The organism is Pantoea sp. VS1, assembly GCF_002207995.1.
GTDB lineage: Bacteria > Pseudomonadota > Gammaproteobacteria > Enterobacterales > Enterobacteriaceae > Pantoea > Pantoea dispersa.
Genome location: NZ_NHZE01000040.1, coordinates 46,021 through 64,509, shown reverse-complemented (window position 1 = coordinate 64,509; position 18,489 = coordinate 46,021). Strand labels below are relative to the sequence as shown.

14 protein-coding genes are annotated in these 18,489 nt (G+C 57.5%); 9 read left to right on the top strand and 5 right to left on the bottom strand.

Annotated features, from left to right (window positions below; translation table 11 throughout):
* The first annotated feature begins 1 nt into the window (after position 1).
* The 6 genes from nuoJ (at position 2) to CBW22_RS14520 (ending at position 6,505) form a co-directional block, all read left to right on the top strand.
* Complete coding sequence (gene nuoJ, locus CBW22_RS14545) at positions 2-553, top strand: NADH-quinone oxidoreductase subunit J (protein WP_021509221.1); 552 nt, start codon at positions 2-4, stop codon at positions 551-553.
* Positions 550-852, top strand: coding sequence for an NADH-quinone oxidoreductase subunit NuoK (gene nuoK, locus CBW22_RS14540; protein WP_013509877.1), 303 nt, complete (start codon positions 550-552; stop codon positions 850-852). Before nuoJ ends, nuoK begins: the two co-directional genes overlap by 4 nt.
* Complete coding sequence (gene nuoL, locus CBW22_RS14535) at positions 849-2,684, top strand: NADH-quinone oxidoreductase subunit L (RefSeq protein ID WP_088517042.1); 1,836 nt, start codon at positions 849-851, stop codon at positions 2,682-2,684. Before nuoK ends, nuoL begins: the two co-directional genes overlap by 4 nt.
* Before the next feature lie 208 nt (positions 2,685-2,892).
* The gene (nuoM, locus tag CBW22_RS14530; RefSeq protein ID WP_031280038.1) at positions 2,893-4,413 is read left to right on the top strand and encodes an NADH-quinone oxidoreductase subunit M; all 1,521 of its coding nucleotides are present in this window, start codon (positions 2,893-2,895) and stop codon (positions 4,411-4,413) included.
* A gap of 6 nt (positions 4,414-4,419) precedes the next feature.
* Positions 4,420-5,877 (top strand): NADH-quinone oxidoreductase subunit NuoN, encoded by a 1,458-nt coding sequence (gene nuoN / locus CBW22_RS14525; RefSeq protein WP_088517041.1) that lies wholly within the window; start codon positions 4,420-4,422, stop codon positions 5,875-5,877.
* Positions 5,878-6,052: 175 nt separating this feature from the next.
* Positions 6,053-6,505 carry a GNAT family N-acetyltransferase gene (locus CBW22_RS14520; protein WP_088517040.1) on the top strand — a complete coding sequence of 151 codons (453 nt, stop codon included), beginning with the start codon at positions 6,053-6,055 and terminating at the stop codon, positions 6,503-6,505.
* 28 nt (positions 6,506-6,533) lie between these two features.
* Here the strand turns inward: CBW22_RS14520 and CBW22_RS14515 are convergent, their stop codons facing one another.
* A complete protein-coding gene (locus CBW22_RS14515; protein ID WP_031280040.1) occupies positions 6,534-8,192 on the bottom strand; it encodes a glucan biosynthesis protein D in 1,659 nt (552 codons plus the stop codon).
* 288 nt (positions 8,193-8,480) lie between these two features.
* On the opposite strand from CBW22_RS14515, the gene elaB reads away from it, so the two are divergent.
* Together elaB and CBW22_RS14505 are read left to right on the top strand one after the other, a co-directional pair.
* A complete protein-coding gene (gene elaB, locus CBW22_RS14510) occupies positions 8,481-8,789 on the top strand; it encodes a stress response protein ElaB (protein ID WP_021509227.1) in 309 nt (102 codons plus the stop codon).
* Between the two features lie 153 nt (positions 8,790-8,942).
* Complete coding sequence (locus CBW22_RS14505) at positions 8,943-10,139, top strand: nicotinamide mononucleotide deamidase-related protein YfaY (protein ID WP_088517039.1); 1,197 nt, start codon at positions 8,943-8,945, stop codon at positions 10,137-10,139.
* A gap of 363 nt (positions 10,140-10,502) precedes the next feature.
* Here the strand turns inward: CBW22_RS14505 and yfaE are convergent, their stop codons facing one another.
* From yfaE to ubiG, 4 genes are all read right to left on the bottom strand, one after another.
* Positions 10,503-10,763, bottom strand: coding sequence for a class I ribonucleotide reductase maintenance protein YfaE (gene yfaE, locus CBW22_RS14500; RefSeq protein ID WP_088517038.1), 261 nt, complete (start codon positions 10,761-10,763; stop codon positions 10,503-10,505).
* A gap of 2 nt (positions 10,764-10,765) precedes the next feature.
* Positions 10,766-11,896: a class Ia ribonucleoside-diphosphate reductase subunit beta gene (gene nrdB, locus CBW22_RS14495; protein WP_021509230.1), complete on the bottom strand. Its 1,131-nt coding sequence runs from the start codon at positions 11,894-11,896 to the stop codon at positions 10,766-10,768.
* 74 nt (positions 11,897-11,970) lie between these two features.
* Positions 11,971-14,256, bottom strand: a complete 2,286-nt coding sequence (gene nrdA / locus CBW22_RS14490; protein ID WP_021509231.1) for a class 1a ribonucleoside-diphosphate reductase subunit alpha — start codon at positions 14,254-14,256, stop codon at positions 11,971-11,973.
* Positions 14,257-14,882: 626 nt separating this feature from the next.
* Positions 14,883-15,608, bottom strand: coding sequence for a bifunctional 2-polyprenyl-6-hydroxyphenol methylase/3-demethylubiquinol 3-O-methyltransferase UbiG (gene ubiG, locus CBW22_RS14485; protein WP_088517037.1), 726 nt, complete (start codon positions 15,606-15,608; stop codon positions 14,883-14,885).
* Between the two features lie 176 nt (positions 15,609-15,784).
* Between ubiG and gyrA the strand changes: the two genes are divergently transcribed.
* Positions 15,785-18,424 (top strand): DNA topoisomerase (ATP-hydrolyzing) subunit A, encoded by a 2,640-nt coding sequence (gene gyrA, locus CBW22_RS14480; protein ID WP_088517036.1) that lies wholly within the window; start codon positions 15,785-15,787, stop codon positions 18,422-18,424.
* Positions 18,425-18,489 lie beyond the last annotated feature (65 nt).

Here is an 18,489-nt window from a genome sequence, read left to right as displayed (position 1 = left end):
TATGGAATTTGCGTTTTATCTTTGCGGACTGGTGGCGGTGCTGACGACATTGCGCGTCATCACCCACACCAATCCGGTACATGCGCTGCTGTACCTGATTGTTTCGCTGCTGTCGATTGCCGGCGTGTTCTTCTCAATGGGTGCCTATTTTGCCGGTGCGCTGGAGATCATCGTCTATGCCGGTGCCATCATGGTGCTGTTTGTGTTCGTGGTGATGATGCTTAACCTGGGTAAAACCCAGCAGGATCAGGAGCGCGAATGGCTGAAGCCGTCGCTGTGGATCGGTCCGGGCATTGTCTCGCTGCTGCTGCTGGTGGTGATGATCTACGCCATCCTGACCGCAACCGACCAGGGTATTGATGGCACCGTCATCGATGCCAAAGCGGTGGGCATCAGTCTGTTTGGCCCGTATGTTCTGGCGGTTGAGCTGGCGTCAATGCTGCTGCTGGCCGGTCTGGTGGTGGCGTTCCATATCGGACGTGAAGATCGTCAGGGCGAAGTGCTGAGCAACCGCGTGTCAGACGCGGCGGCCAATAAGGAGGAGCACGCATGATCCCGTTACAACACGGCCTGATTCTGGCTGCTGTGCTGTTTGTTCTCGGCCTGACCTCGCTGGTGCTGCGCCGCAACCTGCTGTTTATGCTGATCGGTCTGGAGATCATGATCAACGCCGCGGCGCTGGCGCTGGTGGTGGCAGGCAGCTACTGGGGACAAGCCGACGGTCAGGTGATGTACATCCTGGCAATCAGCCTCGCGGCGGCGGAAGCCAGTATTGGTCTGGCGCTGCTGCTGCAGCTCTATCGTCGTCGTCAGACGCTGAACATTGACACAGTGAGCGAGATGCGCGGATGAATCTTCTCTATTTAACCGTATTATTTCCGCTGATTGGCTTCCTGCTATTGGCGTTTTCCCGTGGTCGCTGGTCGGAGAACCTGTCGGCTGCAGTGGGGATGGGTTCAGTGGGCCTTGCGGCGCTGACCACCGTATTTGTGGGTGTGGACTTCTTCAGTCACGGCCAGCAGCCATTTACCCAGGCGCTGTGGACCTGGATGCACGTGGGTAACTTTGACATCAAAGTGAACCTGGTGCTGGATGGTCTGTCGCTGACCATGCTGTCGGTGGTCACCGGCGTCGGCTTCTTCATCCACATGTTCGCTTCGTGGTACATGCGCGGTGAAGAGGGTTATTCACGCTTCTTCGCTTACACTAACCTGTTCATCGCGAGCATGGTGGTGCTGGTGCTGGCCGATAACCTGATGCTGATGTACCTGGGCTGGGAAGGGGTAGGGCTGTGTTCCTACCTGCTGATTGGCTTCTACTACAGCAATCCGGAAAACGGCAAAGCGGCGATGAAAGCCTTCATCATCACCCGTGTCGGTGACGTGTTCCTCGCCTTTGCGTTGTTCATTCTCTACAACGAACTGGGTACGCTGAACTTCCGTGAGCTGATGGAGCTGGCCCCGGCGCACTTCGCGGCGGACAACCACATGCTGCAGTGGGCGACGCTGATGCTGCTGGGCGGTGCCGTGGGTAAATCGGCACAGCTGCCGTTGCAGACGTGGCTGGCCGATGCGATGGCCGGTCCGACGCCGGTCTCCGCGCTGATCCACGCTGCCACCATGGTAACCGCAGGCGTCTATCTGATTGCCCGCACCCACGGTCTGTTCCTGCTGACGCCGGAAGTGCTGCATCTGGTGGGTATTGTTGGTGCGATTACGCTGGTGCTGGCGGGCTTCGCCGCGCTGGTACAGACCGACATCAAACGCGTGCTGGCTTACTCCACCATGAGTCAGATCGGCTATATGTTCCTGGCGCTGGGCGTACAGGCGTGGGACGCCGCGATTTTCCACCTGATGACCCATGCGTTCTTCAAGGCGCTGCTGTTCCTCTCTTCCGGTTCTGTGATTCTGGCCTGTCATCACGAGCAGAATATTTTCAAAATGGGCGGTCTGCGTAAGAGCATCCCGCTGGTGTATGTCTGCTTCCTGGTGGGCGGTGCCGCGCTGGCTGCGCTGCCGCTGATTACCGCCGGCTTCTACAGTAAGGACGAGATTCTGTTCGGTGCGCTGGCTAACGGTCACATCAATCTGATGGTCGCCGGTCTGCTGGGTGCATTCCTTACCTCAATCTACACCTTCCGCATGATCTTCATCGTGTTCCACGGCGAAGAGAAAATTCATGCGCATGCCGGTAAAGGCATTACGCATCACCTGCCGCTGATTGTGCTGCTGGTGCTCTCGACCTTCGTTGGCGCGCTGATTACGCCTCCGCTGGCGGGCGTGCTGCCACAGAACGAGTTTGGTGAAACCGGCAAAGTGGCACTGGAAATCACCTCGGGTGCCGTGGCGATTATCGGTATCCTGATTGCCGCCGCGCTGTGGCTGGGCAAACGTCAGCTGGTCACCCGCATCGCCAACAGCGCGCCGGGCCGTTTCTTCGGCACCTGGTGGTTTGCGGCCTGGGGCTTCGACTGGCTGTACGACAAGGTATTTGTTAAACCGTACCTTGGCATTGCCTGGCTGCTGCAGCGCGATCCGCTCAACTCCCTGATGAACCTGCCGGCGCTGCTGTCGCGCATCGGTAATAAAGGTCTGGTGGTGAGTGAGAACGGCTATCTGCGCTGGTATATCGCGTCGATGAGCGTCGGTGCCGTGGTGGTGCTGGCGCTGATGCTGGTGATTTAACGATTGATGAGCGGGGCGCGCGATGGTTTAGCGCCCCACGTAAGAATGTTCAAAATTGTCTGATGCACGGGTGAGATCAACGCAGTCAGTTTGGTGTTCGTTAGTGCAGCAACCGGCGCGTAGTAATACGTGAACGTTGCCCGCGCGGGCGAGGCGAAACAGGCGCGTCAGATAGCCTGAACGAAGACGAAAATAGGGAATGTACGCCGTGTTATTACCTTGGCTAATAATTATACCCTTTGTTGGGGGCTTGCTTTGCTGGCTGGCTGAGCGCCTTGGCGCGAAGGTGCCGCGCTGGATTGCCCTGATCACCATGGGGCTGACGCTGGCGCTGGGCCTGCAGCTGTGGCTGCAGGGCGGCTATTCGCTGACGCAGGCTGCGGGCCTGCCGCAGTGGCAGTCGACTTTCCTGGTGTCGTGGATCCCACGCTTTGGCATTAATTTCCATCTGGCGCTGGATGGCCTGTCGCTGCTGATGGTGGTGCTGACCGGCCTGCTGGGTTTGATGGCGGTACTCTGCTCGTGGAATGAAATCGAAAAGTATCAGGGCTTCTTCCACCTCAACCTGATGTGGATTCTCGGCGGCGTGATCGGCGTGTTCCTCGCCATCGACATGTTCCTGTTCTTCTTCTTCTGGGAAATGATGCTGGTGCCGATGTACTTCCTCATCGCGCTCTGGGGTCACAAAGCGTCTGACGGGAAAACCCGTATCAGCGCGGCAACCAAATTCTTCATCTATACCCAGGCGTCAGGTCTGGTGATGCTGATTGCCATTCTGGCGCTGGTGTTCGTGCACTACAACGCCACTGGCGTCTGGACGTTCAGCTATGAAGAGCTGCTGAAAACGCCGATGTCACACACCGTTGAGTATCTGCTGATGCTCGGCTTCTTCATCGCCTTTGCGGTGAAAATGCCGGTGGTGCCGTTGCACGGCTGGCTGCCGGATGCCCACAGCCAGGCACCGACCGCCGGTTCGGTTGACCTTGCCGGTATCCTGCTGAAAACTGCGGCTTACGGCCTGCTGCGTTTTAGCCTGCCGCTGTTCCCGAATGCGTCGGCGGAGTTCGCACCGATCGCCATGTGGCTCGGCATCATCGGTATCTTCTACGGCGCCTGGATGGCGTTCTCGCAGACCGATATCAAACGCCTGATCGCCTACACCTCGATTTCGCACATGGGCTTCGTGCTGATTGCCATCTACACCGGCAGCCAGCTGGCGTTCCAGGGCGCGGTGGTGCAGATGATTGCGCACGGCCTGTCGGCCGCGGCGCTGTTCATCCTGTGCGGTCAGCTGTATGAACGTCTGCATACCCGTGACATGCGCCAGATGGGCGGCCTGTGGTCGCGCATCAAGTGGATTCCGGGCCTGTCGCTGTTCTTTGCCGTGGCTAACCTCGGTATGCCGGGCACCGGTAACTTTGTGGGTGAGTTCATGATTCTGACCGGCAGCTATCAGGTGGTGCCGTTGATTATCGTGATTGCCACCTTCGGCCTGGTATTTGCCTCGGTGTACTCGCTGATCATGATGCAGCGCGCTTACTACGGCGAAGCCAAATCTAAAGAGCCGCTGGCTGGAATGTCGCCGCGCGAGTTCCTGACCATCGGTGTACTGGTCGTGCTGCTGGTGCTGCTGGGCGTTTACCCGCAGCCAATCCTCGACACGTCCCATGCTGCGATGAGCAATATTCAGCAGTGGTTTACCGCTTCAATTTCAACTACAAGGCCGTAATTCGCCATGACAATAACTCCTCAACAATTGATCGCGTTGCTACCGCTGTTAATCGTCGGATTGACGGTGGTGGTTGTGATGCTGTCCATTGCGTGGCGACGCAACCACTTTGTTAATGCCACGCTGACGGTCATCGGTCTTAACCTCGCGCTGCTGTCGCTGTGGTTTGTGGGCCACGTGGGCGCCATAGATGTCACGCCGCTGCTGCGCGTGGATGGCTATTCGATGTTCTATACCGCGCTGGTGATGCTGGCGAGTCTGGCAACCTGCACCTTTGCTTATCCGTGGCTGGCCGGTTTCCCGGACAACAAAGATGAGTTTTATCTGCTGGTGCTGATTGCGGCGCTGGGCGGGATTGTGCTGGCCAGCGCCAACCATCTGGCGGCGCTGTTCATCGGTATCGAACTGCTGTCGCTGCCGCTGTTTGGCCTCATCGGCTACGCCTTCCGTCAGAAGCGCTCGCTGGAAGCGGCGCTGAAGTACATGATTCTGTCGGCTGCGGCCTCCTCGTTCCTGATCTTCGGTATTGCGCTGGTCTACGCCGATTCTGGCAGCCTGAGCTTTGTGCAGCTCGGCAAAAGCCTGAATGACAGCATGATTCAGCAGCCGCTGCTGCTGGTCGGGCTGGGCATGATGATCATCGGTCTTGGCTTCAAGCTGTCGCTGGTGCCGTTCCATCTGTGGACGCCAGACGTTTATCAGGGCGCGCCGGCTCCGGTCTCGACCTTCCTCGCCACCGCCAGCAAAATCGCTATCTTTGCGGTCATCATGCGCCTGTTCATGTATGCTCCGGTGACCGACAGTGAAGCGGTGCGCACCGTGCTGGGTGTGATTGCCTTCGTCTCGATCCTGTTCGGTAACCTGATGGCGATTTCGCAGAGCAACATCAAGCGTCTGCTCGGTTATTCATCTATCGCGCATCTTGGCTATCTGCTGGTGGCGCTGATTGCGGTGAAAACCCATCAGCTGTCGCTGGAAACCGCCGGTGTCTATCTGGCCGGTTACCTGTTCAGCAGCCTCGGCGCCTTCGGTGTAGTCAGCCTGATGTCGAGCCCGTACCGTGGTCCGGATGCGGATACGCTTTACTCCTATCGTGGTCTGTTCTGGCATCGTCCGATTCTCTCCGCCGTGATGACGGTGATGATGCTGTCGCTGGCCGGTATCCCGATGACGCTGGGCTTTATCGGTAAGTTTTACGTCATCGCGTCCGGTGTTAACGCGCATCTGTGGTGGCTGACCGCGGCGGTTGTCGCCGGTAGCGCCATTGGTCTGTATTACTACCTGCGCGTTACGGTGAGCCTGTACCTCAGCCCGCCGGAACTGCACACCCGCGATACCCCGGCCAACTGGGCGTTCACCGCCGGTGGTGTGGTGGTGCTGATCTCCGCTATCCTGGTGTTGCTGCTCGGTGTTTATCCGCAGCCGCTCATCACGCTGGTGCAGCTGGCCCAGCCGCTGATGTAAACAGCGCGTCATCTTCACAATCAGGCCTGCGGGCCTGATTTTTTTTGCCTGCAATTTGAGAGTTTGATCACATTACTCCGCGTGTCAGCCCCTGTTACGTGCTGCCCACTGCGTTTAGCGCATGCGCTGTGATAGGCTGTGAAGATCACTTTTTTCGCTCAGACAAGGAAGCACGATGGATATGCAATGGCTTGATTGCCACCACAGTGAACTGACCTCGCAGCAGCTGTATACCGTGCTGGCGCTGCGCAATCAGGTGTTTATCGTTGAACAGGCCTGTCCGTATCAGGATATAGATGGCCAGGATTTGACGGCTGATAACCGCCATCTGCTGGGCTTTCTTGATGGCAAACTGCTGGCCTATGCGCGTCTGCTGACGCCCGCGCTGGCTTCTTCGCCGGTGACCATTGGTCGGGTGATTGTGTCGGAAGAGGCGCGCGGCCTGAAACTGGGCTATCGGCTGATGGAGCAGGCGCTGAACAGCTGCGAACAGCACTGGCCGCAGCGGGCGGTGTATCTGTCCGCGCAGGCGCATCTGGAAGGCTTTTATGGTCGCCTGGGCTTCCGGGCGGTCACGGACGTTTATCTGGAAGATAATATTCCGCACGTCGGCATGCAGAAAAACTAACGGCGAGGTGTTGGCCTCGCCGTGCAGGTTAGCCCGGCGTCATCTGCCGGTCGTCGGTGTACTTGCGCTGATCGGGCGGTGGCGGGAAGTACTGATACAGCCAGGTTTCACTCAGCGTCTCATCTTTGGTGCGCAGGAACAGGCGCATATCCACCGGTTTGGTTGAGTCGCTGTTCGGATACCAGTCAAACAGGATACGGTAACCTTTCAGCGGTTCGACGTAGAGAATCTCCACCTGTTTGAAGGTGCCGGACGACACGGTGATCACTGGTTCGATACCTTTCGGCGCGGCCGCCTGCAGGTCGCCGCCAATGAAATCGATAGCAAAGCGGCGGCACCACTGGTCCGGGAAGTGTTCGCCCGGTGCCCAGCCTTCCGGGAAGCCACCAATACCGGTGCGCGTGGCATCAACGCGGGCCAGACCGCTGCGGACTGGCGGCAGCTGGCTCCAGTAGAGTTTGTACTGGAAATTAAACTCGCTGCCAGCTTTGACCGGCTCGGCCGGCTGCCAGAAGCAGACGATGTTATCCAGCGTTTCCCCGGTCGTCGGGATCTCCATCAGGTTGATGGCGCCTTTACCCCATTTACCGATCGGCTCCACCCACAGGCTGGGGCGTTTGTCATACCAGCCAATCACATCCTGATAATCTTTGAAATCATGATTCAGCTGCAGCAGACCGAAGCCGCGCGGGTTTTCATCCTGATAGGCATTAAACTGCAGGCGCTGCGGGTTATTCAGCGGACGGGCAATCCACTCGCCGCTGCCGCTCCACATCGCCAGGCGATCGGAGTCATGAATCTGCGGATGATAGGTATTGCACATGCGCCGCTCATTGGTGCCGCAGCTGAACATGCTGGTCATTGGCGCAATACCGAGCTGTCGAATCTCGTTGCGCGCAAACAGGTGGTTTTCCACCTCCATCACCACGCGTTTTTCTTCGCAGTGAATGGTGAACTTGTAGGCACCGGTGACGCTGGCCCCGTCCAGCAGTGCATACACCACAAAGGTGGTGTCTTCAGCTTTTGGCGTCTCGAACCAGAAGGCGGTGAAGTCGGGAAACTCTTCCTGGCCATTGCTGAAGGTGTTAACCGCGACGCCACGGGCTGACAGGCCATATTGGTAGGTTTCATCTACCGCGCGGAAGTAGCTGGCGCCGAGGAAAGAAACGATGTCGCGTCGCGCCAGCTCCGGCTTTTTAAAGGCGCGGAAACCGGCAAAGCCGAGGTCGGTTTTACCCACCAGCTGCTGGGTATCCACGTTGGCGTTGTGATAATTAAACAGTTCCGGACGGAAGTGGATTTCCCGCGCCTCGCGGCTGGCGGCGTCCACGGAGAACATGCGAATGCGGCGCTTAAAGCCCATGCCAACGTGGAAGAACTGCACATCCAGCTCGCGGTCGGCGATGTTGTTCCACAGTGAGTGGTTAGCGTCGTACTGAATTTCGTTATACGCCTGCGGTGTCAGATTGGCCAGGGTCGCGGGCAGGGGGCCGGGCGCGCCGCCCCAGGGCTGTTTGGCCAGCGCCGCGGCTTTCTTTTTCAGCACATCGAAATCGAAGCGCACGGCGGTTCCGTCGGCGATGCCATCATCGGCCCAGGCGGACTGCGCAAACAGCGAGGAGAGCCCGGTCATGCCGCTAACGGCAGAGAGGGCCATGGACGCTTTCATAAATTTTCTACGATTCATGCCGGAAATCTTTTCCTTAGCTGCTCGGGTGTATTGAGGCTGTCGCAAGACATTTAGCGTCAGGCTACAGGGGGTTACGACAGTGGCGAAAATAAAAAATTCAGTCCGCTGAAAATTTATCAGATTAATCAAATAAACGAAGCACAATTCCGCGTGCAACGCCCCGGATGACATAACTTTGCGTTCAGCGCGGCAAAAAGCGCAGTCAGCGGATGACGGCGCGGCGCAAAAACGCGATTTATGACTATAGTTAATCGACACCGCATTTAAACATGGAGGATTGTGAACATGTCATCTACCGATCAATTTGAAACCCGTCTTGATGACGATCTGGCGCTGCTGACGGAAACGCTGGAAGAAGTGCTGCGCTCCTCGGGCGATCCGGCGGACCAGAAATATATCGAACTGAAGCAGAAAGCCGAGCAGGCGCTGGAAGACGTGAAGAATCGCGTGAGCCAGGCGTCCGACAGCTATTACTATCGTGCCAAACAGGCAGCGTATCGTGCCGACGATTACGTGCATGAAAAACCGTGGCAGGGCATTGGTATCGGTGCGGCTGCCGGTCTGTTTGTTGGCCTGCTGCTGGCGCGCCGTTAATCCCCGTGGGCGCGATGTCCGTCGCGCCCGATTCCTGTTTTCCCGCTGTTTCCTTTCCGCATCGCGATTAACCCGCTATTTCGCACCGGCGGCGATTGTGTTTCGCCTGCGCGCTCCCTACAGTGAAAGCCACAGGGATAAGGAGAAGAGATCGTGATACGTGTCGAAATGCTCTCAACGGGCGATGAAGTGTTACATGGGCAGATTGTCGATACCAACGCCGCGTGGCTGGCCGATGTGCTGTTTCAGCACGGCCTGCCGATGACCAGTCGCAGTACGGTCGGCGATGCGATGAGCTCGCTGGTTGAAGCGCTACAGAGCCGCAGCCAGATTGCCGACGTGCTGATTGTGAACGGCGGTCTCGGGCCGACCAGCGACGATCTCAGCGCGCAGGCAGCGGCCACCGCCAGCGGCAGCGAACTGGTGCTGCAGCAGGCGTGGCTGGAGAAGATGGAAGCCTGGTTTGCCAGCCGCGGGCGGCTCATGGCACCCAGTAATCGCAAGCAGGCGGAGATTCCGGCCAATGCCGAGTTGATCGATAACCCGGTCGGCACCGCCTGTGGGTTTGCCCTGCAGCTTAATCGCTGCTGGATTTTCTTTACCCCCGGCGTGCCGTCAGAATTCAAAGTGATGGTTGAGCAGCAGATTATTCCGCGTCTTAAGGCGCGTTTTACGTTGCCAGACCCCCCGCTGTGCCTGCGTCTGACCACCTTTGGCCGCGGCGAGAGCGATATTGCCGCCGAGCTTGAACCGCTGCCGCTGCCGGAAGGCGTAGTGATGGGCTACCGTTCGTCGATGCCCATCATTGAGATCAAACTGACCGGCCCGGCCAGCCAGCGCGTGGCGATGGAGCAGGTGTGGCAGCAGGTTAGGTTACTGCTGGCCGAGTGCACCATTTTTGAAGGCTTTGAAGGGCTGCCGGCCGTGCTGGCGCGAGAACTGCACGATCGCGGCTTCCGCCTTGCTCTGAGCGAACAATACACGGCCGGGTTGCTGCACTGGCAGCTGGCCGCCGCGCAGGTGCCGCTTAGCGCCGCCGAGCTGCTGCCGGCACGTGAGGAGTCGCTGGAAGCGCAGGTTACGCGCACGCGTCAGTTAGCCGCTCAGCAGGGCACGGTGCTGGCCTTGTCGGTTGGCGATCTGCAGGAAGGAGAAGTGTCGATTGCGCTGCACACACCGGAAGCCAGCTGGGGCCAGCGGGTGAAATTTACCCACGGGCGGCACAATCTGGAAACCCGGCAGAAAGTGGTGGCGATGATGGCGATGAATATGCTGCGCCGCTGGCTGCACGGCAGTGAAGTCAGTACCGGTCACGGCTGGATTGATGTCCTGGAGACGGTGAAGAGCTAACCCGATTGTGCTGGCGGTCATCATCAGCAAGGTCAGAGGGGAAGTTGAGCACGCCCGGAACGGCAAAACCCGCTCCCTGCGGGCCTCGACACGCGGCATCCTTGCCGCGTGACGTCCGGCTTAGCTCAACATCCCCTCTTCCCGTTAGCATGGGTGTCGCTGCAGGGTGACGTTCTGTTACCGCAATGAAGAAGCCTGATAGGGCGTGGGGGAGGTTGCCGCTTGCAGCAGCCTCCGCGCCAGGACGGCGCGGCGGCAGGCTCCAGGGATGGATTTACGCCGGTGCAGCAAGCGGCAACCTCTCAGACGACCTGTATGGATGTTGCAGCATTAAAGGACTTTTGCGTTTGGTGTAGCGGCAGGTTACAGCTCGATCTCAATCTCCCCTTTGGCCTTACAACAGCAGGGCAGAATCTCGCCCTGCTGAATAAACGCCAGTGGGGTTTCCGCATAATCCACTTCGCCTTTTAGCAGACGCATGCGGCAGGAGCCGCAGTAGCCTTCGCGACACTGAAACTCGACGCACACATTGTGTGCTTCCAGCGTCGTCAGCAGATTAGGGTGTTCGTCTGCGCACTCCAGCCGGGAGCCGGAGCTGCGCAGGATTACCACGGAACGGCTCATGCTTACAGCTGGAAATCGTTGAAGTCGTCTTCGCCCACTTCGGAGTCGATCTGACCCACCAGATAGGAGCTCACTTCAACTTCCTGCGGCGCCACCTGCACGTTATCTGACACCAGCCACGAGTTAATCCATGGAATCGGGTTAGAACGCGTCTGGAACGGCAGATCAAGGCCCACCGCCTGCATGCGGATATTGGTGATGTACTCAATGTACTGGCACAGAATGTCCTTGTTCAGACCAATCATTGAGCCGCCGCTGAACAGATACTCAGCCCACTCTTTTTCCTGCTCGGCTGCTTTCTTAAACAGGTCGAAGCACTCGTCGCGGCACTCGGCGGCGATCTCTTTCATTTCAGGATCGTCTTCACCGGTACGCATCAGGTTCAGCATATGCTGGGTGCCGGTCAGGTGCAGCGCTTCGTCACGAGCAATCAGACGAATAATCTTGGCGTTGCCTTCCATCAGTTCGCGTTCGGCGAAGGCGAATGAGCAGGCAAAGCTGACGTAGAAGCGAATCGCTTCCAGCGCGTTAACGCTCATCAGGCAGATATACAGCTGCTTCTTCAGCGCACGCAGATTCACGGTCACGCTCTTGCCCGCCACCTGATGCGTGCCTTCACCCAGCAGATGCCAGTAGTTAGTCATCTCGATCAGATCATCGTAATACTTCGAGATATCCTGCGCGCGCGCCAGAATCTGCTCGTTAGTCACGATGTCATCAAACACCAGTGACGGATCGTTGACGATATTACGGATGATGTGGGTGTACGAGCGTGAGTGGATGGTCTCGGAGAACGCCCAGGTTTCTACCCAGGTTTCCAGCTCGGGAATCGAGATCAGCGGCAGCAGCGCCACGTTCGGGCTGCGGCCCTGAATGGAATCCAGCAGCGTCTGATACTTCAGGTTACTGATAAAGATGTGCTTCTCGTGCTCCGGCAGCGCCTGATAGTCGATGCGATCGCGCGAGACGTCAACTTCTTCCGGACGCCAGAAGAAAGAGAGCTGCTTCTCGATCAGCTTTTCAAAGATGTCGTATTTCTGCTGGTCGAAACGGGCAACGTTCACTGACTGGCCGAAGAACATCGGCTCTTTCAGCTGGTCATTTTTGTTCTGTGAGAAAGTAGTGTAAGCCATGACTAAGTCCAAAAGTGAAACGGGCCAGCCGCTGCTGGCCCAGACACGATAAGGCGCCCGCAGGCGCCTTTCGATCAAATTTTACAGGCGCCGCTTTCGCAGCCATCGTCCTGAATAGACGGCGCCAGATCGTCCTGCGCATCCTCGGCACCGTCACGGGTGTTTTGGTAGTACAGGGTCTTCACGCCAAATTTGTACGCGGTCAGCAGATCTTTCAGCAGCTGTTTCATCGGCACTTTGCCATTGGCGAAACGGCCTGGATCGTAGTTGGTGTTCGATGAAATCGCCTGATCGATAAACTTCTGCATCACGCCCACCAGCTGCAGATAGCCGTCATTTGATGGCATCTCCCACAGCAGTTCGTACTGATCTTTCAGACGCTCATACTCCGGTACTACCTGGCGCAGAATCCCGTCTTTCGACGCTTTGATACTGATGTGACCGCGCGGCGGCTCGATACCATTGGTGGCGTTCGAAATCTGCGAAGAGGTCTCAGACGGCATCAGTGCAGACAGCGTGGAGTTGCGCAGGCCGTGGGTTTTAATCGACTCACGCAGCGCTTCCCAGTCAAGGTGCAGCGGCTCATTGCATACGCTGTCGAGATCCTTTTTATAGGTATCGATCGGCAGAATGCCCTGTGAATAAGTGGTCTCTTTAAACCACGGGCAGGCACCTTGCTCTTTCGCCAGCTCGTTGGAGGCTTTCAGCAGCCAGTACTGAATGGCTTCAAAGGTTTTGTGCGTCAGGTTGTTGGCGCTGCCGTCGGAGTAGCGCACACCGTGTTTCGCCAGGTAATAGGCATAGTTGATCACGCCAATACCCAGGGTACGACGACCCATCGCACCGCGTTTTGCCGCCGGAATCGGGTAGTCCTGGTAATCGAGCAGGGCATCCAGCGCGCGTACTGCCAGCGTCGCCAGCTCTTCCAGATCGTCCAGGCTTTCAATCGCACCGAGGTTAAAGGCGGACAGGGTGCACAGCGCGATCTCGCCGCTTTCGTCGTTGACGTCTTCCAGCGGTTTGGTCGGCAGCGCAATCTCCAGGCACAGGTTAGACTGACGCACTGGCGCAATGGCCGGATCGAACGGGCTGTGAGTGTTGCAGTGGTCAACGTTCTGCACGTAGATACGGCCGGTTGAAGCACGTTCCTGCATCATCAGTGAGAACAGGTCGACGGCTTTCACGCGCTGCTTGCGGATGCTGTCGTCCTTCTCATATTTGGTATACAGACGCTCAAACTCATCCTGATCGGCGAAGAACGCGTCATACAGGCCTGGCACGTCGGACGGGCTGAACAGGGTGATGTCTTCGCCTTTCAGCAGGCGGGTGTACATCAGCTTGTTGATCTGCACGCCGTAATCCATATGACGCACGCGGTTGCCTTCAACGCCGCGGTTGTTTTTCAGCACCAGCAGGCTTTCCACTTCCAGATGCCACATCGGGTAGAACAGCGTTGCCGCACCGCCGCGCACGCCGCCCTGCGAGCAGGATTTTACCGCCGTCTGGAAGTGCTTATAGAACGGGATACAGCCGGTGTGGAACGCTTCACCGCCGCGGATCGGGCTGCCGAGCGCACGAATGCGACCCGCGTTGATGCCGATACCGGCACGCTGTGACACATATTTCACAATAGCGCTGGAGGTGGCGTTAATGGAATCCAGGCTGTCGCCGCACTCGATCAGTACGCAGGAGCTGAACTGACGGGTCGGGGTGCGCACGCCGGACATGATAGGCGTAGGCAGCGAGATCTTGAACGTGGAGATCGCATCGTAGAAACGCTTGATGTAATCCATACGCGTATCGCGCGGATAGCCGGAGAACAGGCAGGCGGCGACAAGAATATACAGGAACTGGGCGCTCTCGTAGATTTCACCGCTGACGCGGTTCTGCACCAGATATTTGCCTTCCAGCTGCTTCACCGCCGCGTAGGAGAAGTTCATGTCGCGCCAGTGGTCGATGAAGCCGTCCATCTGCTCAAACTCTTCGGTGCTGTAGTCTTCCAGCAGATGGCGATCGTATTTGCCCATCTCGACCATTTTCACTACCTGGTCGTACAGCTTCGGTGGCTCAAACTGACCGTACGCTTTTTTACGCAGGTGGAAGATCGCCAGACGCGCGGCCAGGTACTGGTAATCAGGCGCGTCACGGGAGATCAAATCGGCAGCCGCTTTGATGATGGTCTCGTGAATGTCCGAGGTTTTGATGCCATCGTAAAACTGGATGTGCGAACGCAACTCAACCTGCGAGACGGAGACATTGTTCAGCCCTTCAGCTGCCCAGTCCAGCACCCGGTGAATCTTATCGAGGTCGATGCGCTCCTGGCGGCCATCGCGTTTCGTAACGAGCAGACTTTGGTTCATGTCGCGTGTTTACCTGTCCATGAAATACAAAATTATCCCCCGTCTATTCACAGGCGGCTCATTGTGAGTAAGCCTGTGGATAAACACTATATATAGGGGGTGCGGAAAGTTTGAACAACAATATGGTGAGTATTCTAGTCAGCAATCGGATCATCACAAGAGTTGATTTTCACAAAATTTTACGCCCTGGGGGTGGGGAAAATCCTGGATCCCCACGCCACAAGGCCTGCACCTGGTGTCAACGGATAACAGGTTTTTTTTCAATTTTTGATCGAGCGCGTGTTTATTGCTCAACCGCTGCGATTCGGGAAATTTCCCAGGCGAAAAAAGCCCGCGCCGCTCCGTCAGCAGCGAACTTATCTGCGTTTGCTTATGAATTTTTTATGACCTTTTCACCTTACAAAAAGCGCATCGCAGCGTCTAAAAGGAAATTGATCTGGATAGGGCCAGCGCGTGATAAACCGGGGGCGGTCGGAAGTGAGAGGAGGACTGGCAGTTAGTAGGGCGTTATGCCGTTCAGTTAAGTAAATTGCCGGTCGTAGATTCCATAGCGGCGCGATTTCTCGCGTAATACATCGCGCCGCTACAACAGCGCTGCCCACGGGCAGGCAGGCGAAACAGGTCGTTTACGCCTGACGGTGGGTATGCACCATATAATTGACGTCCACCCCGCGGCCAAGGCGGAACTGGTTGGTCAGCGGATTGTAGTGCAGGCCAGTCATATTGCGTTCACGCAGGGCGGTCTCATCCACCCAGTTCAGCAGCTCGGCGGGACGAATAAACTTTTTCACGTCATGGGTACCGCGCGGCACCATGCGCAGTACGTATTCAGCACCAAACACCGCCAGCAGCCAGGCTTTAGGGTTACGGTTGATGGTGGAGAAGAACACTTCGCCGCCCGGTTTCACCAGCTGCGCGCAGGCCAGCACCACGGAACGCGGATCCGGCACGTGTTCCAGCATCTCCATACAGGTCACCACGTCGTACTGACCGGCATGGCTGGCCGTATGCGCTTCAACCGTCTGCTGCACGTAATTGACGCTCACGCCGCTCTCCAGCGCGTGCAGACGCGCGATCTCCAGCGGCTCGGCGCCCATATCCAGACCGGTGACCTCCGCCCCTTCGCGCGCCATGCTCTCGGCAAGAATGCCGCCGCCGCAGCCGACATCCAGCACTTTCTTACCGAACAGCCCATGGCTGTGCTGGGCAATCCAGCCAAGACGCAGGGGATTAATGCGGTGCAACGGCTTAAATTCACCCTCTAAATCCCACCAGCGTGATGCAACCGCCTCAAACTTGGCAATTTCGGCGTGGTCAACGTTCTGGCGGCTTTCCTGCGGTTGTTCATTCATTGAATCATGACTCCTGACAAAATATGCCACCAGTATAAACGTATAAACCCTGCGAGGCATCTCTCAGCGCAAAGGAAAAGCGCCACAAAACCCTGCTTTACGTTCACCGCACGCAAGCGATGTGATATACTTTCGCACCTTTAAAATCCGGGATTATGTAGAGGGATAGCGGCTCCATGAGCGACCTTGCGAGAGAAATTACACCGGTCAATATCGAAGAAGAGTTGAAAAACTCCTACCTCGATTACGCCATGTCGGTCATCGTTGGCCGAGCCTTACCCGATGTACGTGATGGCCTGAAGCCGGTGCATCGCCGTGTGCTTTTTGCCATGAGCGAACTGGGTAACGACTGGAACAAACCCTATAAGAAATCTGCCCGTGTGGTCGGTGACGTTATCGGTAAATATCACCCACACGGTGACTCCGCTGTATACGAAAGTATCGTGCGCATGGCCCAGCCGTTCTCCCTGCGCTACATGCTGGTCGACGGTCAGGGTAACTTCGGTTCGGTCGACGGCGACTCCGCCGCAGCGATGCGTTATACCGAAGTGCGCATGGCGAAGATCTCCTCTGAACTGCTGGCTGACCTGGAAAAAGAGACGGTCGACTTTGTGCCGAACTATGACGGCACCGAGCAGATCCCAGAAGTCCTGCCGACCAAAATTCCTAACCTGCTGATCAACGGCTCCTCCGGTATTGCCGTCGGCATGGCGACCAACATTCCGCCTCACAACCTGACGGAAGTGATCAACGGCTGCCTGGCGTTCATCGAAGATGAAAACATCAGCGTCGAAGGGCTGATGGAGCACATTACCGGGCCGGATTTCCCGACCGCCGCCTTTATCAACGGTCGTCGTGGCATTGAAGAAGCCTACCGCACCGGGCGTGGTAAAATTTACATCCGCGCGCGCGGCGAGATCGAAACCGACGCCAAAACCGGTCGTGAAACCATCATCGTCAATGAAATCCCGTATCAGGTGAACAAAGCACGCCTGATCGAGAAAATTGCCGAGCTGGTGAAAGAGAAGCGCGTTGAGGGCATCAGCGGCCTGCGTGACGAATCTGACAAAGACGGCATGCGTATCGTCATTGAAGTGAAACGCGATGCGGTCGGCGAAGTGGTGCTCAACAACCTCTACTCGCTGACGCAGCTGCAGGTCTCTTTCGGCATCAACATGGTTGCCCTGCACCAGGGCCAGCCGAAGATCATGACGCTGAAGGAGATCATTGAAGCCTTCGTTCGCCACCGCCGTGAAGTGGTGACGCGTCGTACCATCTTCGAACTGCGTAAAGCGCGCGATCGTGCGCACATTCTTGAAGGTCTGGCGATTGCGCTGGCCAACATCGATCCGATTATCGAGCTGATTCGTCGGGCTCCGACGCCAGCCGAAGCGAAAAGCGGCCTGCTGGCGCAGTCGTGGGATCTCGGCAACGTCGCCGCGATGCTGGAACGTGCCGGTGACGACGCCGCGCGTCCGGAGTGGCTGGAAGCGGAGTTTGGTATTCGCGACGGTCGCTACTACCTGACCGAGCAGCAGGCACAGGCCATTCTTGATCTGCGTCTGCAGAAACTGACCGGCCTTGAGCATGAAAAACTGCTCGACGAGTACAAAGAGCTGCTGGACCAGATCGCCGAACTGATTCACATCCTGCAGAGCGCCGAGCGCCTGATGGAAGTGATCCGTGAAGAGCTGGTGGCGATGCGCGATCAGTTTGGCGATGCGCGCCGTACGGAAATCACCGCTAACAGCGCTGACATCAACATCGAAGACCTGATCAACCAGGAAGATGTGGTGGTCACCCTGTCGCATCAGGGCTACGTCAAATACCAGCCGCTATCAGACTATGAAGCCCAGCGTCGCGGCGGTAAGGGCAAATCGGCGGCGCGCATTAAAGAAGAAGACTTTATCGATCGTCTGCTGGTGGCCAACACCCACGACACCATTCTGTGCTTCTCCAGCCGTGGCCGCCTCTACTGGATGAAGGTCTATCAGCTGCCGGAAGCCAGCCGTGGCGCGCGCGGTCGTCCGATCGTCAACCTGCTGCCGCTGGAAGCCAACGAGCGTATCACCGCGATTCTGCCAGTGCGCGAATACACTGAAGGCTTCAACATCTTCATGGCGACCGCAGACGGTACCGTGAAGAAAACGGCGCTGCAGGAGTTCAGCCGTCCGCGTAGTGCCGGCATCATTGCCATCAACCTGCGTGAAGACGATGAGCTGATTGGCGTGGCGCTGACCAACGGTAACGACGAAGCGATGCTGTTCTCTGCCGCCGGTAAAGTGGTGCGCTTCGCGGAGAGCGCGGTGCGCGCCATGGGCCGTTCGGCTTCGGGCGTACGCGGCATCAGGCTGGCCGAAGGCGACAAAGTGGTGTCGCTGATTGTGCCACGTGAAGAGGGTGCGATTCTCACCGTAACGCAGAACGGCTACGGCAAGCGTACTGCTAACAGCGAGTATCCGACCAAATCGCGCGCCACGCAGGGCGTAATCTCGATTAAAGTCACCGAGCGTAACGGGCCAGTGGTGGGCGCGGTACAGGTGGTGGATAGCGATCAGATCATGATGATCACCGATGCCGGTACGCTGGTGCGTACCCGCGTGTCGGAAGTCAGCGTGGTTGGCCGTAATACGCAGGGTGTGATCCTGATTCGTACCGCGGAAGATGAAAGCGTGGTCGGCCTGCAGCGCGTCGCTGAACCGGTGGAAGAGGAAGAACTCGACGCCATCGACGGCAGCGTGGCAGAAGGCGAAGACGATATCGCGCCGGAAGTCGACAGCGACGACGACGCACCGGAAACAGACGACGAAGAGTAACCGTTCATTGTCTGTCACAAGCGGCAGGTCAGGGCAACCGACCTGCCGTTTTTTTTGTCTGACTT